Source organism: Arsukibacterium sp. MJ3 (genome assembly GCF_000987765.1).
Lineage (GTDB): Bacteria > Pseudomonadota > Gammaproteobacteria > Enterobacterales > Alteromonadaceae > Alishewanella.
This window is the reverse complement of record NZ_LAHP01000009.1, coordinates 19,819-37,220: the sequence shown is the minus strand read 5'-3', so window position 1 is coordinate 37,220 and position 17,402 is coordinate 19,819. Positions and strand designations below refer to the sequence as shown.

Sequence of the window (17,402 nt, the reverse complement as noted above, 5' to 3'; positions counted from 1 at the left end):
TCAAAAACATTTAGGAACATTTGTTAAGAGATTTTTAGTACAGCAGTGTTAGGTGCTGCTAGCTAACAATTTTTGTTTCGCTGGAATATTGTTTTATTAAATTGTGCTTTAGATCAATGGCGAATTACTAATTACTGCTATGCTGTAATTATGTAAAACTACTGCAGTAGCAATAACCTATGCCAACCTCTAAATTTATTTTATGGCGCGAGCAACGGGTAATACTGGCCAAAGTAAAAGGTGGCTGGAATAAGTTTACTGCAGAAGATTTTGCCAGCCAGTTTAAAGCTATTGCCATGCCATTAGTGGGTAACGACTGGGCACATATTGTCTATTTGGATAACTGGCAACTGGGCGTGCCAGAAATTGAACCGGTGATCCAAGACTTAGTAAGTTGGTGTATTGGCAACGGCCTGCGCTTCGCCGCCCAAGTGTATTGCCCTCATATGGTTAAGCAGTACCAACTGGACCGGATGATTGTAGATAGCAGTGAGTATTTTGAAAAACGGGTATACCCCAACCAGCAAGAGGCCTTTCAATGGTTAACAGAGTGCGGCTTTAACACCCAAAGTCAAACCCTATTGTATACGGGTTAATATTCTTTCCGATTACCTTAATTTTTTGATCTGGCGCAATAGTCTGTCTGTGGTAAGCCGCTAACATGGGCTTGTAAATTAGTGTAACCTAATTAAAAAGGATCGCAGCAATGAGTAATGTTAAAACCATAACGATAAACGCCACTATGGCAGAAGGTTTTGCTATTCGTGGCGATATTGATGGTCATACCGTTATGATTGATCAGCCTGTGGCTGCCAAAGGCAGCGATACTGGCCCGACACCACTGCAAATGCTACTGTTTGCCGTTGGTGGCTGTATTGGTACTATTGGCCGAATTGCCGCGTTTCAGCAAAAAATTATCCTGCGCGGTATGCAGGTAAAAGTAGAAGGTGATTATAATCCGGCTGGTTTACTGGGTAAACCGACGGATGATCGGGTTGGCTTTAGTGAAATCCGCATTAGTGCGGTAATTGATGCTGATTTAACCGATGAGCAAAAAGCGCAGTTTCTAACAGAGGTATGCCAGCGCTGCCCGCTACATGATAATTTAAGCCACACTTCGGTGGTAGTGCACAGCTTGGCTTAACATTGTTTACGAAATAACCTGCCCGCGCGTTATCTATTAACCAAACTGGCGTTAACTTACAAGCAACCCGGGCCATTATTGCAAACATACCGAAAGTCAGGTAAACCGGCCAGTGCTGAATTTAATCAGTTATGACATTTTACAACAGCTGTAATGAAAATGGCGCCCTAGGGCGCCATTTTCAGATTAGGCAAGCTTATCGCGCGCCTGGCTCGGCGTACTTAGTTAGCCAGTCTTTAACCTGGTTATACCAATAAATTGAATTGTTGGGCTTTAAAATCCAGTGGTTTTCATCTGGGAAATAAATCATCCGCGATTCAACACCTCGGCTTTGCAGCGTGCGGAACAACTCAAAACCCTGCCCTACCGGCACCCGGTAATCAAGCTGCCCGTGAATAACCAATGTAGGCGTATTAAATTTGTCGGCAAAGTAATGCGGCGAAATGGTTTTATAAATATCCGGGTTGTCCCAGTAACCGCCAAAGCGGGTAGAGTGCACCGCAAAGTCGGCCGCCATTTGCGAGTACATATTGTATACCGCAGCATGAATAAGCAACGCTTTAAACGGGTGCTCGGTACCCAGTAAAATAGAAGACAAGTAACCACCATAACTGGCACCACCTGCTACCATCCGCTCGGTATCAATCCAGCTTTGATTTTCAAACCATTTGGTGGCGGCTTGAATATCGGCCAGTGGCTTAGTGCGCCAGTCTGGGTTTATGGCGTCAGTAAAATCCTGACCAAACCCACTAGAGCCATGGAAATTTGGCCAGGCGGTAACATAACCCCAGGAGGCAAACGTTTGGGCATTCCAGCGATAGCTAAAGCTGTCACCAATGGCATTGTGCGGGCCACCGTGTATAAGCAAAAACAGCGGATATTTTTTGCTTTTATCAAAACCAGCCGGGTAATGCACCCACATTTGAATGTCTTTACCCTCGGCGCCCTTGTAGGTAACCGACTCGTAAGTGCCCAACTCAGTGCTGTTTAAAATATCATCATTAAAGTTGTCGAGCCGACTGCTTTTGCCACTACGGGTATCTACTTTAACTAACCGTGCTGGAAACAAAAAACTGTCGTTAGTGGCAATAAGGGTATTAGCATCCGCTACTGCCGGGCTGCCATAGCTGGTTGCCTGAGTAATAGCCCGTTGTTTGCCACTGCGGGCATCAATATGGTACAAGCGGTTGGTAGCGGCATCATCAATGCTGCTATAAAAACTCCGACTATCGCTACTCCAAACGAAGTTATTAACCGAGCGATCCCAGTTACTGGTCAGCTCACGGCTGGTTTTTTTGGCAAGATCATAAACATGTAAGCGGGCCGTATCGCCATAAAAGCCGTCAATACGCTGGCGACTAAACGCCAGACTTTTACTATCAGGGCTGAAACTAGGGTTAGTGTCAGGCGCCTGATTGTCTAAAGTTAGGTTTATTGCTTCAGCACTACCTAGCCGGGCCAAAAAAATATCAATTTTGGCATCAACCTGATTATCCCAACCGTTGGCATTAAAAGCTATATACTGCTCTTTTGGGTCAATATCATAGCTGGAAGCACTTTGGCTAGACCGTGGCAGTTGATAACCCAATGGTTGAGTAACCGGTTGCACCGCGCCGCCGCTGGCCGCGATCCGAAAGACATGCGCTTGCCGGTTTTCATCTAAAAAATGATCAAAATGCGAATACGGTAACGCATTCCACTGCTTTGCAGAAACCTTATCATCTTTATCGGCTTTCAGTTGGCTGGTCATCTCATCCCAGTTTTTATCAGGCCAAACCCGGCTGATAAAATACAGATGTTGACCAAGCCATTTAATACCATAAACGCCGGTGGGCACCTCGGTAAGGCGCTGCGCTTCACCCGGCGAATTCATCGTCAGTAAATAAATTTGGCCAGCTTCGTCTTTATCACGCTGGCTAATAAATGCCAGCGTTTTACCATCGGGAGAAAACGTGGGCTCGCTGGCACGCATGCCAGTAGCAGTTAGTGGGGCTTGCTGCTTACCGTCGCTACTAAATAGCCACAAACGGGTGTAGCCCTTATCAGCCTTAACATCATAATGGGTAACCGGTGCCACGATATAATTGCCATCGCTGGAGACGATCGGTGAGCCTATGCGTTGCAGCTGCCATAGCCGCTCAACACTTAAGCTGTTGTCTGCAGTTGCACTTTCACTAGTGGCGTTACTCTCGCTAGCGAATAGCATGCCCGGTAGCAAACAGAGCAACAGCATAAAATACAGTTTTCTCATTAAAGATACTCCTGGGTAGTTTATGTTATTGATAAAAAACTAATCGCCAAATATTAGCACAGCATTACTTAAACCAGAGTAGATTATTGGCGGGGTGGGCTAATGTCAGCCACACTCAGTTTACCTATTGATCTAAATCGAAACTCTTATGGAACACTCTTTTTTGCGCGCGATTACGCTCACGCTGCCATTAGCTTTACCACTAACCATCGGCATCGCCTTATCTGGCTGTGCCGAAACCGCCACTATTTCAATCAAACAGGGCAGTGGTACAAACCCGACACTACCGGCACCGGTAAACAACCTTATTCCAACGGTAAATATTGCACCTGCGGTGGGTTGGCCAGCCACGGCAAAACCCACGGCCGCAGCAGGCACTCAGGTTGCAGCTTTTGCCCGGCAATTACAGCATCCGCGCTGGATTTATGTGCTGCCAAATGGCGATGTATTGGTTGCCGAAAGTAATGCGCCGGCAAAAACTGACAGTAACCAGGGGCTAAAAGCCTGGATTACTGGTTTGGTCATGAAGAAAGCCGGTGCCGGCGTGGCCAGTGCCAATCGTATAACCTTGCTACGTGATAGTAATGGTGATGGCGTGGCAGATGTACGCACAGTGTTTTTGCAAGGCCTTAACTCGCCTTTTGGCATGGCGCTGGTTGGTACTACTTTATATGTCGCCAATACCGATGCGGTACTGCACTATAACTATCTGCCTGGTGACACCCAGATAACTGCTGCTGGCAATAAACTGCTCGATTTACCCGCTGGTGCCATTAATCATCACTGGACCAAAAACCTGATTGCCAGTCCGGATGGTAAAACCCTTTATATAACAGTAGGCTCTAACAGTAATATCGCAGAGCGCGGCATGGCGGCAGAGGCAGGCCGTGCCGCTATTTGGCAAGTTGACGTAACGAGCGGCGAACACCGCCTGTTTGCAACAGGGCTGCGTAACCCGAACGGCTTAGCCTGGCAACCAATTACCGGTGAACTGTGGACGGTAGTGAACGAACGGGATGAACTAGGTAGCGATTTAGTGCCCGACTACCTTACCTCGGTTAAACAAGGCGGTTTTTATGGCTGGCCCTATAGCTATTATGGGCAGCATCTGGACCCTCGCGTTACACCACAACGTGCAGATTTAGTAGCGAAAGCCCTGGTGCCGGATTATGCGCTGGGCGCTCACGTTGCGCCGCTGGGTCTGGCGTATTCTGCCAATAACAACCTGCCGATGCGTTTTAACAACGGCATGTTTATTGGCCAGCATGGCTCGTGGAATCGTCGGCCACACAGTGGTTATAGTGTTGTGTTTGTGCCATTTGTCGATGGCAAAGCACAAGGCGACTCGCTAGAAGTATTAACCGGCTTTTTAAGTTCAGATGGCAAAGCCTATGGCCGGCCGGTTGGCGTGGCGCTGGATAACACCGGCGCCTTACTGGTGGCAGATGATGTTGGTAATATTATTTGGCGGCTAAGCGGTGCCAATACCAACGCAGTTCCGTTAAATAACACGCAATAAAATCACTCTGACCCATTTTATTGCTGGCGGCCAAGCCGGTAGGCATCGGCTATAGCGAGCAGCCATATAATGAGTAACACGGTCATTTTGCTATTTAACGCTTGCCCTTCAACACCGGCAATGGAGTGGGTTAATGCGGCTGAAATTGCCGCAATATCTAAAGAAATTTCACCCTTATTAATTTGCAACACAATCTGCTGAGCTTTGGCAATAAGTTCGCTTATCATAAAATAGAGCGGCACGGAAAACGTTACAGCAAATAGCGCGGACATGGCATATTTTTTAAGAAGTAAGTGCCCGGCCCCCGGGAAGACAAGCGCTGAAAACAATGCTGCTTTTACTGAGCTTTTCATAGTGCTGCCTATGCTTACCACCCCTGTTTTTAACCGCGCTGACTCTCTAAACCAGATTAAAGCAGCACTACTTTACAACAGGTTAATCGGTAGCTTTAAATACGTGGTGCCATTATCTTCTGCTGGCGGTAAATGACCAGCACGAATATTCACCTGCACTGAAGGCAAAATAAGCCGTGGCATGGCCAGCGTAGCGTCACGTGTTTGCCGGCGCTTCACAAAATCGGCTTTACTTACTGCTCCGCCAACATGAATATTATGCTGTTTTTGCTGCTTAACGCTAGTTAAATACTCGTGTTGGCGCCCGGCAGGTGGATAATCATGACAAATATAAATTTCGGTTTGCTCAGGTAGCGCTAAGAGCTGCTGAATAGAGTCGAATAAAGTCTCTGCACTGCCGCCTGGAAAATCACAACGCGCGGTACCAACGTCTGGCATAAAAATAGTATCGCCAACAAAGGCTGCCTGCTCATTAATAATATAAGCTAAGTCGGCTGGCGTATGGCCTGGCAGATGCATGGCCCGAATAGTCATACTGCCCACCTGCAAAGTATCGCCATCGGCAAATAACCGGTCGAACTGTGAGCCATTGGGTAAAAATTCTTTTTCTAAATTAAACACTTCTTTAAATATCGCCTGCACCTCAGTAATCTGCGCGCCAATAGCGACTTTAGCGCCTAATTTTTTGCGTAAAAAAGGCGCTGCCGAAAGATGATCAGCATGGGCATGCGTTTCCAAAATCCACTCTACGCTAAGGTTTTGCTTCTGAATAAAAGCCAGAATTTTTTCTGCACTGCCGGTACTGGTACGACCGGATTTGTAGTCGAAATCCAACACCGGGTCAATAATAACGGCATGCTTAGACGCGTTATCAGTAACCACATAACTAAACGTTTCGCTGTCGTTATCTAAAAAAGCCTGTACCTGATAACTCATAATAGTGCCCCCTGAGGTGTTTGCTTATTAACTGTTACTTTTTAAGTGTATACTAATATAGTATAAGCTTATAACTTTTGGAAATAACTTTAAACGATTAAACTCATCATTTAAACCAATTAAAAACTAAATACTTTTACCTCAGCTGCTAACATTTGTGCAGCAATGTTGCCAGGCACAGCCGGGGTTATGCCTTTGGCTAAATCGGCGGCACTGATTTTTCTATTTGGCAGATATAACGCGCATACCTGAATTATTGCGCCGCCTTGCTGCAATTTGTTAAGTAATTGACCGGGCGTCGCATTCATGGGTAGCAATATTTCCCCCTGATACGTTTTCAAGGCTAAATCGGCAGCGCTGTCGCACAACACCATAGACACTTTCGCCCCCTGCTGCTGCATTTGATTTGCCAGCACCATAGCCATGCCCTGGGTTTGTCCCGAACCACTGGTCACATTAATTAATACTTGCTGTTCAGCCTGCAATGCCGTGCTAAACGCGGCACTAAGTGTCAGTACAGTAATCGCCAAACGGCGGATAAATATTTTATTAAGCATAGATAATTACTCCTGTTGATGAATTTTATTAAAGTTGATTTACCGGGGCCTGCCAGGCAACTGCAGCCGGTAACTGATAACTCCACGGCAGTCCAGAATTACGCCAGCCATTGACCGCTCTTACCCCTTTTGACGGCCCTTCTTTTAAAGTATTACCTTCAAAGCCATCCGTTACCGACCAAACATTGCTGTAACCATAATTAGCCAGACGATCTACTGCCGGCGCACTGCGGGTAGCGCCACTTCGACACATCAATATAATCGGAGTGTCTTTTCCGGCACCTAGTTCGGCCAGTCGGTTAAGTATTTGCTGATCAAAATTCGGGTTCTCCTGCATTGGCCAACTAGCATTTTCTTCACTCCAGTTACTGATGTCGGTGAGTAACCAGGGCACATGAATTTTGGTTGGAGTAGCAAAACCGGTAAATTTAATTTCAACCGGATCACGGACATCAACTAAAATAGCATGGGGTTGCTGCTGTAACATTTGAAAGGCTTCACTGGCCGTTACGTAAAGACCTAAGCTGCTTTTCGTCAAGTCTTGGCTCATTACGGTCGGTGCTAACAACCAACTAAACAGCAGTACATTCGTTAACATTATTTTTAGTAACATTATTTTTCTCCTGATAGTAAAGAGTAGAAACCTTTTTTTATGCAACAAACACACAACTTATAAAACTAACTGGCGCCATGCTGTTGCGTTATTTTCTGTTACATCAGTATTATTCATTAAAAAAATTGGTGCCTTATGCAGCAGCAGCAATATAAATTTATTAGCCAGCCAAGGCTGAATATTGTGCCAGATGCGTGCTGCCATTAATGGATCAAGGCCATTAAACGGCTCGTCCAGTACCACTAAATGCGGCTGGCGCAATAACAAGCGTGCCAAACACAACCGTCGCGCCTGGCCACCGGATAATTGTTGGCCGGTGTCACCCAGCCAACTGTCTAAGCCCCTTGGTAGAGCCTTAGCCCAATCAGTAAGCTCTACCATGCTAAGCACCTGCCATAATTGTTGCTCGGTAATATTTTGCAAGCCAAGGCTTAAATTGGTGTACAGGGTGTCGGCCAGCACGCTGTTCGCCTGAGTCAGATACGCGCTATGCTGCTGCATATAGCCTGCCAGCTCAGCAGTAAGAGGGTGGTTATTAACTTGATAATCACAAATGTCCGCCTGCTGCTGTGCTTCTGCTAGCCGTTCAGCCAGTATCAGGCCAGCCAGAGTCGATTTTCCAGAACCTGAGCTGCCAGTTGCCAACAGCCAAGGTTCGGCTGAGCTAAAATATAACTGAAGCGGTTCCTGCTGGCTGGCGCGTAGCCGCGGATGCTTTTCTATCGTTAAGCTTACACGTTGCCATGACGGGGGCGCCAGGCTAATTCCAGCAACTGGCGCATGTTGTTGCGCCTGCGCCAACGGGTATAAACGCTCTGCCGCAAAACGGGTTTTGCCAAAATGGCTTAATTGGCCTGGTAATAATTGTAATAGTTCGCCCACGGCAAATACCGCTAATACCAACATTATGGCTACCGGCGCATTAAACAAACCCGCATTAAAACCAGCTAACGCCAGTAACGCTGCCAACACCATCTGAACCCCATGCAACGCATTAACCGCCAGTTGCGCATTAGCTTGCTGACGGGCAATGTGCATTTGTAACTGACTTAGCCCATGACTAAACTGTACCAGAGCCTGTTGCTGCCAGCCTTGTAATTTAGCGACTCTGAGTTCAACCAAGCCCTGCAAATGATTGACTACTGCCGCCCTCGCCTGATTAACCTGCATGGCCAGTTGCTGGCTTAATGGCTGCTGATAACGAATTAGCAAGCTAAAAACAAGCCAACAAACTACTAACGTTACACCCAACAACCACAACGCCGCGGGCAAAGACCAAATACTGATTACTGCACTAAGTAACAACACACTTAGCAATGCTGACAATGGCGGTAACAATAAACGCAGCAGCAGACTATCAAGGCTTTCCAAATCAGCCGTAAGCCGGCTTAGCCAATCAGCATTGGCGTGTTGCTCCACCGCAGCGACTGGTAATGTTGCCAACCCATGAAACAATTGCTGACGCACCAGCGCTAATTGCCGCAGCACTGAATCATGATTATATAAGCGCTCCAGATAACGACTAACAGTGCGGCCTAAAGCAAAAAAACGAATACCGCTACCCGGTAAATAGACATCCAGTGCCAGCATAGCGCCGGCTGCGACGCTAATGCCGGCAATGGCGGTAGCCGTAATAAACCAGCCCGACAAGCCCAACAAGGCCAAACCACAGACCGCCGTGATAAACGCCAGTGCGGCACCGGTTAATACCCGACGTCGCTGCTGCCATAACAGTTGCCGGCTCCAGTAACGTAACGCACTGGCCGGCTTAGTAGGTGCGCGCTTAGTCATAGTTCGCTTGATCCGTGGTCGCGTGCAAAGATGAAAAGCAGTCAGGCTGAGACAACTGCCAGTGTTGATCGGCCAGTGCCAACAAAGCTGGATCGTGGCTGACTAACAACAAAATAACCTGCGGTTTCAATTGCTTTAATGCGCTAATCACCCGATCCCGACTGTCACTGTCTAAGCTGGCAGTAGGCTCGTCAAGTATCACTACTGCGGTTGGGGCCAACAATACTCTGGCCAACGCCAAACGCTGCAGCTGGCCCCCCGACAAACCAAGACCTTGTTCACTAATTTGCCGGTAAAGCCCCTGGCTGGTTTCATTTACCAACTCCGCTAAACCCAACTGGCTTAGCACCTTTAACATTTGAGCTTCGGTAGCTGCCGGGGCTAACAAACTGAGGTTATCAACCCAACTGCCATTCATTAACCAGGGTTGTTGTGGTAAATAGGCCATAGCCTGCCCGGACAGTGGTTGCTGATTAAGCTCAACACTGCCGGTTAACGGTGCCAGTAAGCCGGCAATGCTGTGTAAAATGGTACTTTTACCAAGGCCCGACGCACCGCTTATTACCAAACATTGGCCGGTAATTAAGCTAGCATTTAAGTTGCTTTGTATGCCTTTGCCGGCATAACCGACTGCAAGGTTCTTAATGTCCAGCTGCTGACCAACGACTTTAATTGTTGGCGGAGCGGCCAAAGTTAAGTTGGCGAGTGGGCTAACCGACTTAAAGTCTTCAGGGCATAACAGCGGCGCTAACTGGTTAGCAGCGGCCAACGCAGCGGCACGGTCATGGTAATACTGCGCAAAATTACGTAAAGGCTGAAAGAACTCTGGCGCCAGCATTAAAATAAACAAACCCGATAATAAAGTGAGTTCGCTGGCCGGGCCCCAATTAATGGCGCCCAGCAAAGCAAAGCCGATGTACAGTGCCACACTGGCAATCGCTACACTGGCAAAAAACTCCAGCACCGCTGAAGATAAAAACGCAACTTTTAAAGTACGCATTAACACCCGGCGATATTGGTCGCTGCGGCTGGCCACTTCAGCGCGGGTTTCGGCTACGGCCTGCAATCGTTGCAGGGTAGCTAACTGGCGGATCCGGTCTAAAAAGTGGCCCGCTAAACGCTGTCGCAATAAAAAATGGTGTTGATTAAGTTTCTCAGCACCCATGCCTACTAGTGCCATAAATAGCGGGATCAGCGGTGCACTAATTATCAATAATAGCGCCGCTAACCAGTTAAAACTGGCCACGGCAACAACTATTAACAAAGGGGATAACACAGTTAAATATTGCTGTGGCCAATAGCGCGCTAAATAACCGTCGAAGGCTTCCACGTCTTCCAGCCACTGGCTGGCTAACGCACCAGGAGATTGCTGCTGTAACTGCTCAACCGGCTGTCGCTGCCAGCTTTGTAATAATGCTTGACGTAACGCTACCCGCCCGGCAGTACTGGCGTTGCTAGCCAGTAATTCCTGCGCGCGAATTAACCCTAGGCGCAGCAAGAACACCAGCACCAAGACCACTACTACCTCAGGTGACACCGCTATAGCCGGCGCCGCTAATAAGCCCTGATACAACAAATAGCACAACAGATACCACTGGCTAATTAAACCCAGGCTCGCCATAACGCCACACAGCACCGCCAGCCGCAGCGCAGCCCGTTGCTGCTGGCTAACAAACCGCAGCAACTGCCCAGCAGACTGAAACTCAGTTACCATACCAGCCACGTTCTGTTATGCCGTTAATGGTAACCACCGGCTTTGACCTTGCCGCGAAATACCCAGTAGGTCCAGGCGGTATAGGTTAATATTATCGGAATAACGAACAGGAAACCCAACAGTAAAAACAACTGCGATTCAAAGGCGGAGGCGGCATCCCATAAGGTATAGTTTGGCGGTACCATATAAGGCCATTTACTGGCCAACAAGCCCAAATAAGTAAACAAAAACAGCCCCATGGTAGCAACAAAAGGCATTCCTTCCTGCTTTTTACGTAACGCACTAAACACTACATAAGCACAATACAAGGCCAACACTGGTAGCAACCAAATGGCACTGAAACCACTGAACCAACGCGCTTTAACAAAGGGGTCAACAAACGGCGTATAAACACTGATCACCGCAAATACTACCAGTACCAGCATAAGCAAGCGTGGCGCCAACTTGTAAGCCCATTGCTGTACTTCACCTTCTGACTTCATAATTAGCCAGGTTGAACCTAATAACGCATACCCCGCCACCAGACCCAGGCCGGTAATCACCGTGAACGGGGTTAACCAATCCAGAGCGCCACCGACATAACGGAAATTTTCAGTCTCAAAACCTTGGATATAGGCGCCTACCACCGCACCCTGGGCAAAAGACGCCACGGTGGAACCACCGGCAAAGGCCCAGTTCCACAAGTATTTTGAGGTTTTCGCTTTAAAACGAAATTCAAACGCTACACCACGAAAAATTAAGCCAGCCAGCAGCAAAAATACCCCTATATACAAGGCGGGTAAAAATACGGCATACACCAGTGGGAAGGCAGCCAGCAAGCCTGCCCCACCCAGTACTAACCAGGTTTCGTTTCCATCCCATACCGGCGCGACCGAGTTCATCATAATGTCACGGTGGTGCTCGTCAGGGGCAAATGGGAACAAAATGCCCAGTCCCAGGTCGAAACCATCCATTAGCACATACATCATCACACCAAAAGCGATGATGCCGGCCCAAATCAGCGTTAAATCAAATGGCTGTTCCATTATTGGTCTCCTTCCAGGCTGGCGTGTGCGGCTGAGAATGGCCGTTTTGGCCGTTCAACTTCTTCTTGTTCATGTGGCCGGTTGGCTTTTTCCACCCCACCGCGGAACACTTTAAGCAAATAGTAGACGCCTGAACTGAACACCAGCGCATACACCACAATGTAACCAATTAAGGTAAAGAGCGCCATGCCACCGGTTAACGACGGCGTTAACCCTTCAGCATGGGTCATTTGGTTATAAATTAACCACGGGGCCCGGCCGGCTTCAGTAACCACCCAACCGGTCAATACTGCAATAAACGGGCTTAAACTCATTAAACGCAAACCTTGTAAAAAGCGGTTGCTTTGGTAATACCGGCCTTTGTAACGTAATACCAGGCCCCATAACGCAAATAACACCATTAACAGGCCCATCGCGACCATAATCCGAAAAGCCCAGAACACAATAAATACTGGTGGTTGCTTATCAGGTGTTACTTCATTTAAACCTGGCACTTCGCCATTCCAGTCATGAGTCAGCACATAGCTGGCTAATTTCGGAATTTTTACTTCAAAATGATTGGTTTGCGCTTCTTGATCCGGAATAGCAAACAATAACAACGGTACACCGGTGCCGGTTTCCCAGTTACCTTCCATTGCCGCCACTTTCATCGGTTGATGCTTTAAGGTGTTCAGACCATGAAAATCACCTACTACAACCTGTAATGGCGCTAAAATTAACAGCATCCATAACGCAATCGATAATGCCTTACGGTTGGTGTCAAACTCGCGGTTTTGCAATATAAACCAGGCGCTTACGCCAGCTACTACTAACGCGGCGGTTAAAAATGACGCCAACGCCATATGGGCGAAACGATAAGCGAACGATTCAGTAAACAACGCATCTGCCCAGGACACAACGTGATACATGCCATTTCGTAGCTCTAAGCCATCGGGGGTATGCATTAACGAATTGGCAGACAAAATCCAGAACGAGGAAATAAAGGTACCCAGCGCCACCATAATGGCAGCAAATAAGTGCACGCCTTGCGGCACCTTGTCACGACCAAATAGCAACACCCCTAAAAATGCTGCTTCAAGGAAGAATGCCGTAATGACTTCATAACTGAGCACCGGCCCGAGGAAGTTAGCGGTAGCGTATGAAAAATTACTCCAGTTAGTACCGAACTGGAATGACATGACAATGCCAGACACCACTCCCATACCAAATACTACGGCAAACACCTGAAGCCAGAATTTAGATAGCTTTTGCCACAACGGGTTACCGGTTTTAAACGACAAGGCTTCCAATACCGCAATAAAACTGGCTAAGCCAATAGTAAATACCGGAAAAATCGCGTGAAAACACACCACAAAGGCAAACTGTACGCGGGAAAGCAATAGCGGGTCGAGTTCCATAACTACTCCTGAGTAAGGCAAAAAACGAACTGTTACATTATAACAAACATACTTTATATTTTACTTATATAGCAGTGCGACATATTGTCGCAGATCATGTTTTAACGGCTTAGTATTTCGCTTAATAGCGATATCCATACTATTATAATTAAGACATTACTTATTAACGGAGTTACTTATGCAAACTAATGTAGGCGCAACAGATAAAGTGCTGCGAATTATCGCTGGCATAGCTCTTATTGTTCTGGCAGCCACCGGCACAGTTGGCCTGTGGGGCTGGATTGGTGTAGTGCCTCTACTAACCGGCCTTTTCAACTTTTGTCCACTCTATGGCTTATTGGGTATTAAAACCTGCAAGGTTTAATACCCATAGGCCGCACTAACCTGTAGTGCCAGCCACAATTTTCTGGCACTACATCATCCTTTATCATCACCACTCAATTAATGTAAACACCTCACTCAATTGGCCATGACCACTATTAATAAATGGACTTAGTCGAGAAGGTTTCAGCAAAAAACAGCTTTAACTTGCACTAGCCAGAAACTAAGCATAGATTACATTAGATTATTCTTTAATGGAATAACCATATAACCAAATGACATAAGATTTAAACGGGGTCTACTGATATCAGAGTAGCTCACACTGCAGGGGGTAACGTGAATACTGACAAAAAAACAGCGATAACATCTTTCGACGTTGTGGTCATTGGCGGTGGTGCGGCCGGGTTGGCCACTATTGCCAGCTTGCTTAAACGCCAGCCTAATCTCAATATTGCTTTGGTTGAACCCAGCCAGCAACACTATTACCAGCCAGGCTGGACTTTAGTTGGTGCGGGCGTGTTTAACCAGCAAAGCACCGTTAAACCAATGGCATCACTTATTCCCAAGAATGTTAGCTGGCATAAAAGTGCGACGGCAACTTTTAACCCTGCACAAAATAGTGTGCAATTAGCCGACAATACCGAACTTAGCTATCGTGCGTTGGTAGTAGCCGCCGGGCTAACGCTCGACTGGCAGACAATTCCTGGTTTGAAAGAAAGTTTGGGCGACAATGGTATTACCTCAAACTATGCGCCAGGCATGGCGCCTTATACCTGGCAGCTGGTACAACAGTTGCACCATGGCAACGCTATTTTTACCCAACCCGCCATGCCGATTAAATGTGCTGGCGCGCCACAAAAATCCATGTATTTGTCTTGTGACCATTGGCTTAGGCAACAAGTATTAGCCAAGATAAATGTGGAATTTTGTAGTGCCGGAGCAGCACTTTTTGGTGTAGCTGACTATGTGCCGGCACTCACCGATTATGTTGAAAAATACGGTATTACCTTAAATCTGCAAACCAACCTGGTTGCCGTTGATGGCCCCGCTAAAACGGCTACCTTTAAACGCACTATGGCCGATGGTAGCAATGAGCTGATAGAAAAACACTTCGATATGCTGCATGTCACTCCGCCACAGGTTGCCCCTGATTTTCTAAAGCAAAGCCCGCTAGCAGACAATGCCGGCTGGGCTGACGTGTATCCCGACACGCTGCAACACAAACGCTTTGCTAATATTTTTGCGCTGGGTGATTGCTGCAATTCGCCTAATGCCAAAACAGCAGCAGCGGTACGCAAACAAGCGCCGGTAGTAGCCGAAAACTTGCTTGGTTTGCTCGCTGGCAAAAACCTTAGAGCAGAATATGATGGCTATGGTTCCTGCCCTTTAACCGTAGAGCGCGGTAAAATTGTGTTAGCCGAGTTTCTGTACGGTGGCAAAGTAGAGCCCACTTTTCCAAAATGGTTAATTGATGGTACTAAACCGTCAACATTGGCATGGTTATTAAAAGAAAAAATGTTACCGCCGTTATACTGGCACGCCATGTTAAAAGGCCGGGAATGGTTAGCGGCGCCTATTTATCGCGATAACCTACCCACTGCTCGGCATGCCAAAGCCAACACAGGCATCGATAAACCTGGCAGCTAAAACTGCCAGTTAAGGTTTAACCATAGCGTACGCCCGGCTTCATTAATCTGGGAGATCGGAAAATAGCCGTTAACCATGACACCTGCTTTACTCAGGTGCTCGTGGTAACGGTGCGCTAGCAAGTTATCAACACCCGCCACCATGGTAATTTTTTCAGCAAATCGCCAGCCTGCATGCCATGACAGCACACCAAAACCGGAGCTTGGCGCGATATCTGAGCCAACAATATTACCCTGACCGGGCGCCACCCGATGTTGGGCAGCTACTAATCGCCATAACACTCCGCTATACCAGTTTTGTTGGTCATAATTAAGCGCGAACTTTGCTTCTAGCGGCGGTTGCTGGGCCAGCGCAACGTTATCAGTTTTATTATTGCCCCTAACATAAGCCAGCGCCAGACTACTTTGCCAGTGGGTATTAAACTGATAACTTAAATCCAGCTCGGCTCCTATACTGCGGGTGTCGATATTACGGCTTACCGTCACGTTTTGCGGCGTTAACGGCCAATTTTGCTGCGACAGCAGATAATCGTTAATATTATTTGCAAACAACGATAACCCCAACTGCCAAGCCTGATGTTGATAGACAAGCCCCAGATCAAGCTGGGTAGTTCGCTCTGGCCTAACATAAAAAGCACTAACACTTTGCTCTGCTGCCCGGTTAGCCCCGGCCAGCTCCCAATAATCAGGAAAGCGTTCGTTATAACCCAATCCCAGGTACCATTGCCAGGCTGCCAACTGGTATTGATACCGCACAAAACCGCCGGTTAAATAAGCGTCGCGGCTTTGGCCGAAACTAGGATTTATCTGCGACTGCGCCATGGTCCCCAGCATTTGCCGGTTGTCGCGAGCACGCCAGTAATCCAACCGACCACCGGCGATTAGCTGGCTATTGTCACTTAGCTGGTATATGAGTTCATTGAATAATCCTAGCTGGCTAAAGCGTATGTCTTCCTGCTTATCACGTTGCTGATAAGGCATGACAACTTGATTCATGCTGCCACGGATCCGATGAGTATTTTGCGCCCCATCAACCCCTACTTGCCAGCTTAAGTCGTTAGTGAGAAACCACTCGGTGTAAAGCCGGGCCCCCAACGTTCGCCGATCCGGATTACTGGCACCGGGCATTGGCATCATCATGCTAGGCCTGAAACTGCGCAGGCTGTAATTATCCATAACATGATCAATATAATTGTAATACCACTGCACATCTAAACGCTGTAAGTAGTGGTTAATATCGTTTAATGACCATTTCAGTCCCAAATTTTGCCGTCTAAATACATTGCCATCCATCAATCGGTCAGCATAAGCGGCTTCGCCATCACTGACACCCAACTTTAGCAACAGCGTATTATTATCTGTTGGGGTATAGCCCAGCTCCAGCTGCGAGCTCCAGCGCTGATAAGCTGAATGAATTCGTTGCCCGGCACCGTCCTGGTAATCATCAGCGCGGGCAAACGTGGCAATAGCCCGGGCAAAACCGGTGGTCGTGCCCGCAGTGATATCTAACGCATTATCTGTGCGCGCAGCGCTGGCAAAGGTGCTATTGAAACTGCCGCTGACACCGGCCTGGCTCAGCCGCCGGTTATTACGTTCAAACAAGATAGTAGCCGCACTGCTACCCGGGCCATACAATACGGTTTGCGGCCCTTTAATCACCGTGAGTTTGTCATAAGCTTGCGGGGCAATATAGGCGGTGGGTGGGTCCATACGGCTACCACAACCACCCAGTAGCATATCGCCATCAGTCAGAATATTTAGCCTAGAACCTGCCATACCACGGAACAATGGGTCGCTACTGGCGCCGCCTTTGCGAATAATGCTAAAACCGGTGATGCTGCGCAAATAATCGGCACCATCATGTGCTGGCAATGGTTGTCGTGGCTGTTTAGGGTTTGTCACTACCGTCAATGGGCTTTGCATTGCCACACTGGTTACCACGATATGTTCAATATTGGCATGCTCAATATCTGCGCTGGCATCCGGCGAGCCAACAGGTTCCTTCGCCAACAACGGATACGCCAGCAGCACACTGACCATACAAAAACGGCGCAATTTAATACTCGCCATTACCACCTCTTACTACTAATACGCTAAATGATAGCAACAATATTAACGGTAAGACGCCTTGATAA

The 17,402-nt window shown here is 47.6% G+C and carries 15 protein-coding genes; 5 read left to right on the top strand and 10 right to left on the bottom strand.

Features of this window, described 5'->3' with window-relative positions; translation table 11 throughout:
• Window positions 1–179: 179 nt before the first annotated feature.
• Both VT06_RS08440 and VT06_RS08435 read left to right on the top strand, forming a co-directional pair.
• Window positions 180–596 carry a hypothetical protein gene (locus VT06_RS08440; RefSeq protein ID WP_046553858.1) on the top strand — a complete coding sequence of 139 codons (417 nt, stop codon included), beginning with the start codon at window positions 180–182 and terminating at the stop codon, window positions 594–596.
• A 110-nt stretch (window positions 597–706) separates the two neighbouring features.
• Window positions 707–1,144, top strand: coding sequence for an OsmC family protein (locus VT06_RS08435; protein ID WP_046553857.1), 438 nt, complete (start codon window positions 707–709; stop codon window positions 1,142–1,144).
• 196 nt (window positions 1,145–1,340) lie between these two features.
• On the opposite strand, the gene VT06_RS08430 is transcribed toward VT06_RS08435, so the two are convergent.
• Window positions 1,341–3,395, bottom strand: coding sequence for a S9 family peptidase (locus tag VT06_RS08430; protein WP_046553856.1), 2,055 nt, complete (start codon window positions 3,393–3,395; stop codon window positions 1,341–1,343).
• Between the two features lie 148 nt (window positions 3,396–3,543).
• Here VT06_RS08430 and VT06_RS08425 point away from each other — a divergent pair, with 148 nt between their 5' ends.
• Complete coding sequence (locus VT06_RS08425) at window positions 3,544–4,914, top strand: sorbosone dehydrogenase family protein (RefSeq protein ID WP_046553855.1); 1,371 nt, start codon at window positions 3,544–3,546, stop codon at window positions 4,912–4,914.
• Between the two features lie 17 nt (window positions 4,915–4,931).
• Here the strand turns inward: VT06_RS08425 and VT06_RS08420 are convergent, their stop codons facing one another.
• The 8 genes from VT06_RS08420 to VT06_RS08385 form a co-directional block, all read right to left on the bottom strand.
• Window positions 4,932–5,267 carry a hypothetical protein gene (locus VT06_RS08420; protein ID WP_046553854.1) on the bottom strand — a complete coding sequence of 112 codons (336 nt, stop codon included), beginning with the start codon at window positions 5,265–5,267 and terminating at the stop codon, window positions 4,932–4,934.
• 72 nt (window positions 5,268–5,339) lie between these two features.
• On the bottom strand, window positions 5,340–6,203 hold the full coding sequence (locus VT06_RS08415) for an MBL fold metallo-hydrolase (protein ID WP_046553853.1): 864 nt from the start codon (window positions 6,201–6,203) through the stop codon (window positions 5,340–5,342).
• A gap of 119 nt (window positions 6,204–6,322) precedes the next feature.
• A complete protein-coding gene (locus VT06_RS08410) occupies window positions 6,323–6,760 on the bottom strand; it encodes a DsrE family protein (protein WP_046553852.1) in 438 nt (145 codons plus the stop codon).
• Window positions 6,761–6,788: 28 nt separating this feature from the next.
• On the bottom strand, window positions 6,789–7,373 hold the full coding sequence (locus VT06_RS08405; RefSeq protein WP_046553851.1) for a rhodanese-like domain-containing protein: 585 nt from the start codon (window positions 7,371–7,373) through the stop codon (window positions 6,789–6,791).
• 57 nt (window positions 7,374–7,430) lie between these two features.
• On the bottom strand, window positions 7,431–9,164 hold the full coding sequence (locus tag VT06_RS08400; protein ID WP_046553850.1) for an amino acid ABC transporter ATP-binding/permease protein: 1,734 nt from the start codon (window positions 9,162–9,164) through the stop codon (window positions 7,431–7,433).
• On the bottom strand, window positions 9,157–10,878 hold the full coding sequence (gene cydD, locus VT06_RS08395; protein WP_046553948.1) for a thiol reductant ABC exporter subunit CydD: 1,722 nt from the start codon (window positions 10,876–10,878) through the stop codon (window positions 9,157–9,159). The genes VT06_RS08400 and cydD overlap by 8 nt, the downstream gene beginning before the upstream one ends.
• 23 nt (window positions 10,879–10,901) lie before the next feature.
• Window positions 10,902–11,903 carry a cytochrome d ubiquinol oxidase subunit II gene (cydB, locus tag VT06_RS08390; RefSeq protein ID WP_046553849.1) on the bottom strand — a complete coding sequence of 334 codons (1,002 nt, stop codon included), beginning with the start codon at window positions 11,901–11,903 and terminating at the stop codon, window positions 10,902–10,904.
• Window positions 11,903–13,300 (bottom strand): cytochrome ubiquinol oxidase subunit I, encoded by a 1,398-nt coding sequence (locus VT06_RS08385; RefSeq protein WP_046553848.1) that lies wholly within the window; start codon window positions 13,298–13,300, stop codon window positions 11,903–11,905. The genes cydB and VT06_RS08385 overlap by 1 nt, the downstream gene beginning before the upstream one ends.
• A gap of 178 nt (window positions 13,301–13,478) precedes the next feature.
• On the opposite strand from VT06_RS08385, the gene VT06_RS08380 reads away from it, so the two are divergent.
• Together VT06_RS08380 and VT06_RS08375 are read left to right on the top strand one after the other, a co-directional pair.
• Entirely contained in the window at window positions 13,479–13,664 is a 186-nt protein-coding gene (locus VT06_RS08380) for a DUF2892 domain-containing protein (RefSeq protein WP_046553847.1), read from the top strand.
• Window positions 13,665–13,957: 293 nt separating this feature from the next.
• Window positions 13,958–15,268 carry an FAD/NAD(P)-binding oxidoreductase gene (locus VT06_RS08375; protein WP_046553846.1) on the top strand — a complete coding sequence of 437 codons (1,311 nt, stop codon included), beginning with the start codon at window positions 13,958–13,960 and terminating at the stop codon, window positions 15,266–15,268.
• Here the strand turns inward: VT06_RS08375 and VT06_RS08370 are convergent.
• The gene (locus VT06_RS08370; RefSeq protein WP_052750204.1) at window positions 15,265–17,337 is read right to left on the bottom strand and encodes a TonB-dependent copper receptor; all 2,073 of its coding nucleotides are present in this window, start codon (window positions 17,335–17,337) and stop codon (window positions 15,265–15,267) included. The genes VT06_RS08375 and VT06_RS08370 overlap by 4 nt on opposite strands.
• Window positions 17,338–17,402: the final 65 nt, after the last annotated feature.

Coding starts and splice junctions, on each gene's coding strand:
- VT06_RS08440 (WP_046553858.1), top strand. CDS start 180: ATGCCAACCTCTAAATTTATTTTATGGCGCGAGCAACGGGTAATACTG.
- VT06_RS08435 (WP_046553857.1), top strand. CDS start 707: ATGAGTAATGTTAAAACCATAACGATAAACGCCACTATGGCAGAAGGT.
- VT06_RS08430 (WP_046553856.1), bottom strand. CDS start 3,395: ATGAGAAAACTGTATTTTATGCTGTTGCTCTGTTTGCTACCGGGCATG.
- VT06_RS08425 (WP_046553855.1), top strand. CDS start 3,544: ATGGAACACTCTTTTTTGCGCGCGATTACGCTCACGCTGCCATTAGCT.
- VT06_RS08420 (WP_046553854.1), bottom strand. CDS start 5,267: ATGAAAAGCTCAGTAAAAGCAGCATTGTTTTCAGCGCTTGTCTTCCCG.
- VT06_RS08415 (WP_046553853.1), bottom strand. CDS start 6,203: ATGAGTTATCAGGTACAGGCTTTTTTAGATAACGACAGCGAAACGTTT.
- VT06_RS08410 (WP_046553852.1), bottom strand. CDS start 6,760: ATGCTTAATAAAATATTTATCCGCCGTTTGGCGATTACTGTACTGACA.
- VT06_RS08405 (WP_046553851.1), bottom strand. CDS start 7,373: ATGTTACTAAAAATAATGTTAACGAATGTACTGCTGTTTAGTTGGTTG.
- VT06_RS08400 (WP_046553850.1), bottom strand. CDS start 9,164: ATGACTAAGCGCGCACCTACTAAGCCGGCCAGTGCGTTACGTTACTGG.
- cydD (WP_046553948.1), bottom strand. CDS start 10,878: ATGGTAACTGAGTTTCAGTCTGCTGGGCAGTTGCTGCGGTTTGTTAGC.
- cydB (WP_046553849.1), bottom strand. CDS start 11,903: ATGGAACAGCCATTTGATTTAACGCTGATTTGGGCCGGCATCATCGCT.
- VT06_RS08385 (WP_046553848.1), bottom strand. CDS start 13,300: ATGGAACTCGACCCGCTATTGCTTTCCCGCGTACAGTTTGCCTTTGTG.
- VT06_RS08380 (WP_046553847.1), top strand. CDS start 13,479: ATGCAAACTAATGTAGGCGCAACAGATAAAGTGCTGCGAATTATCGCT.
- VT06_RS08370 (WP_052750204.1), bottom strand. CDS start 17,337: ATGGCGAGTATTAAATTGCGCCGTTTTTGTATGGTCAGTGTGCTGCTG.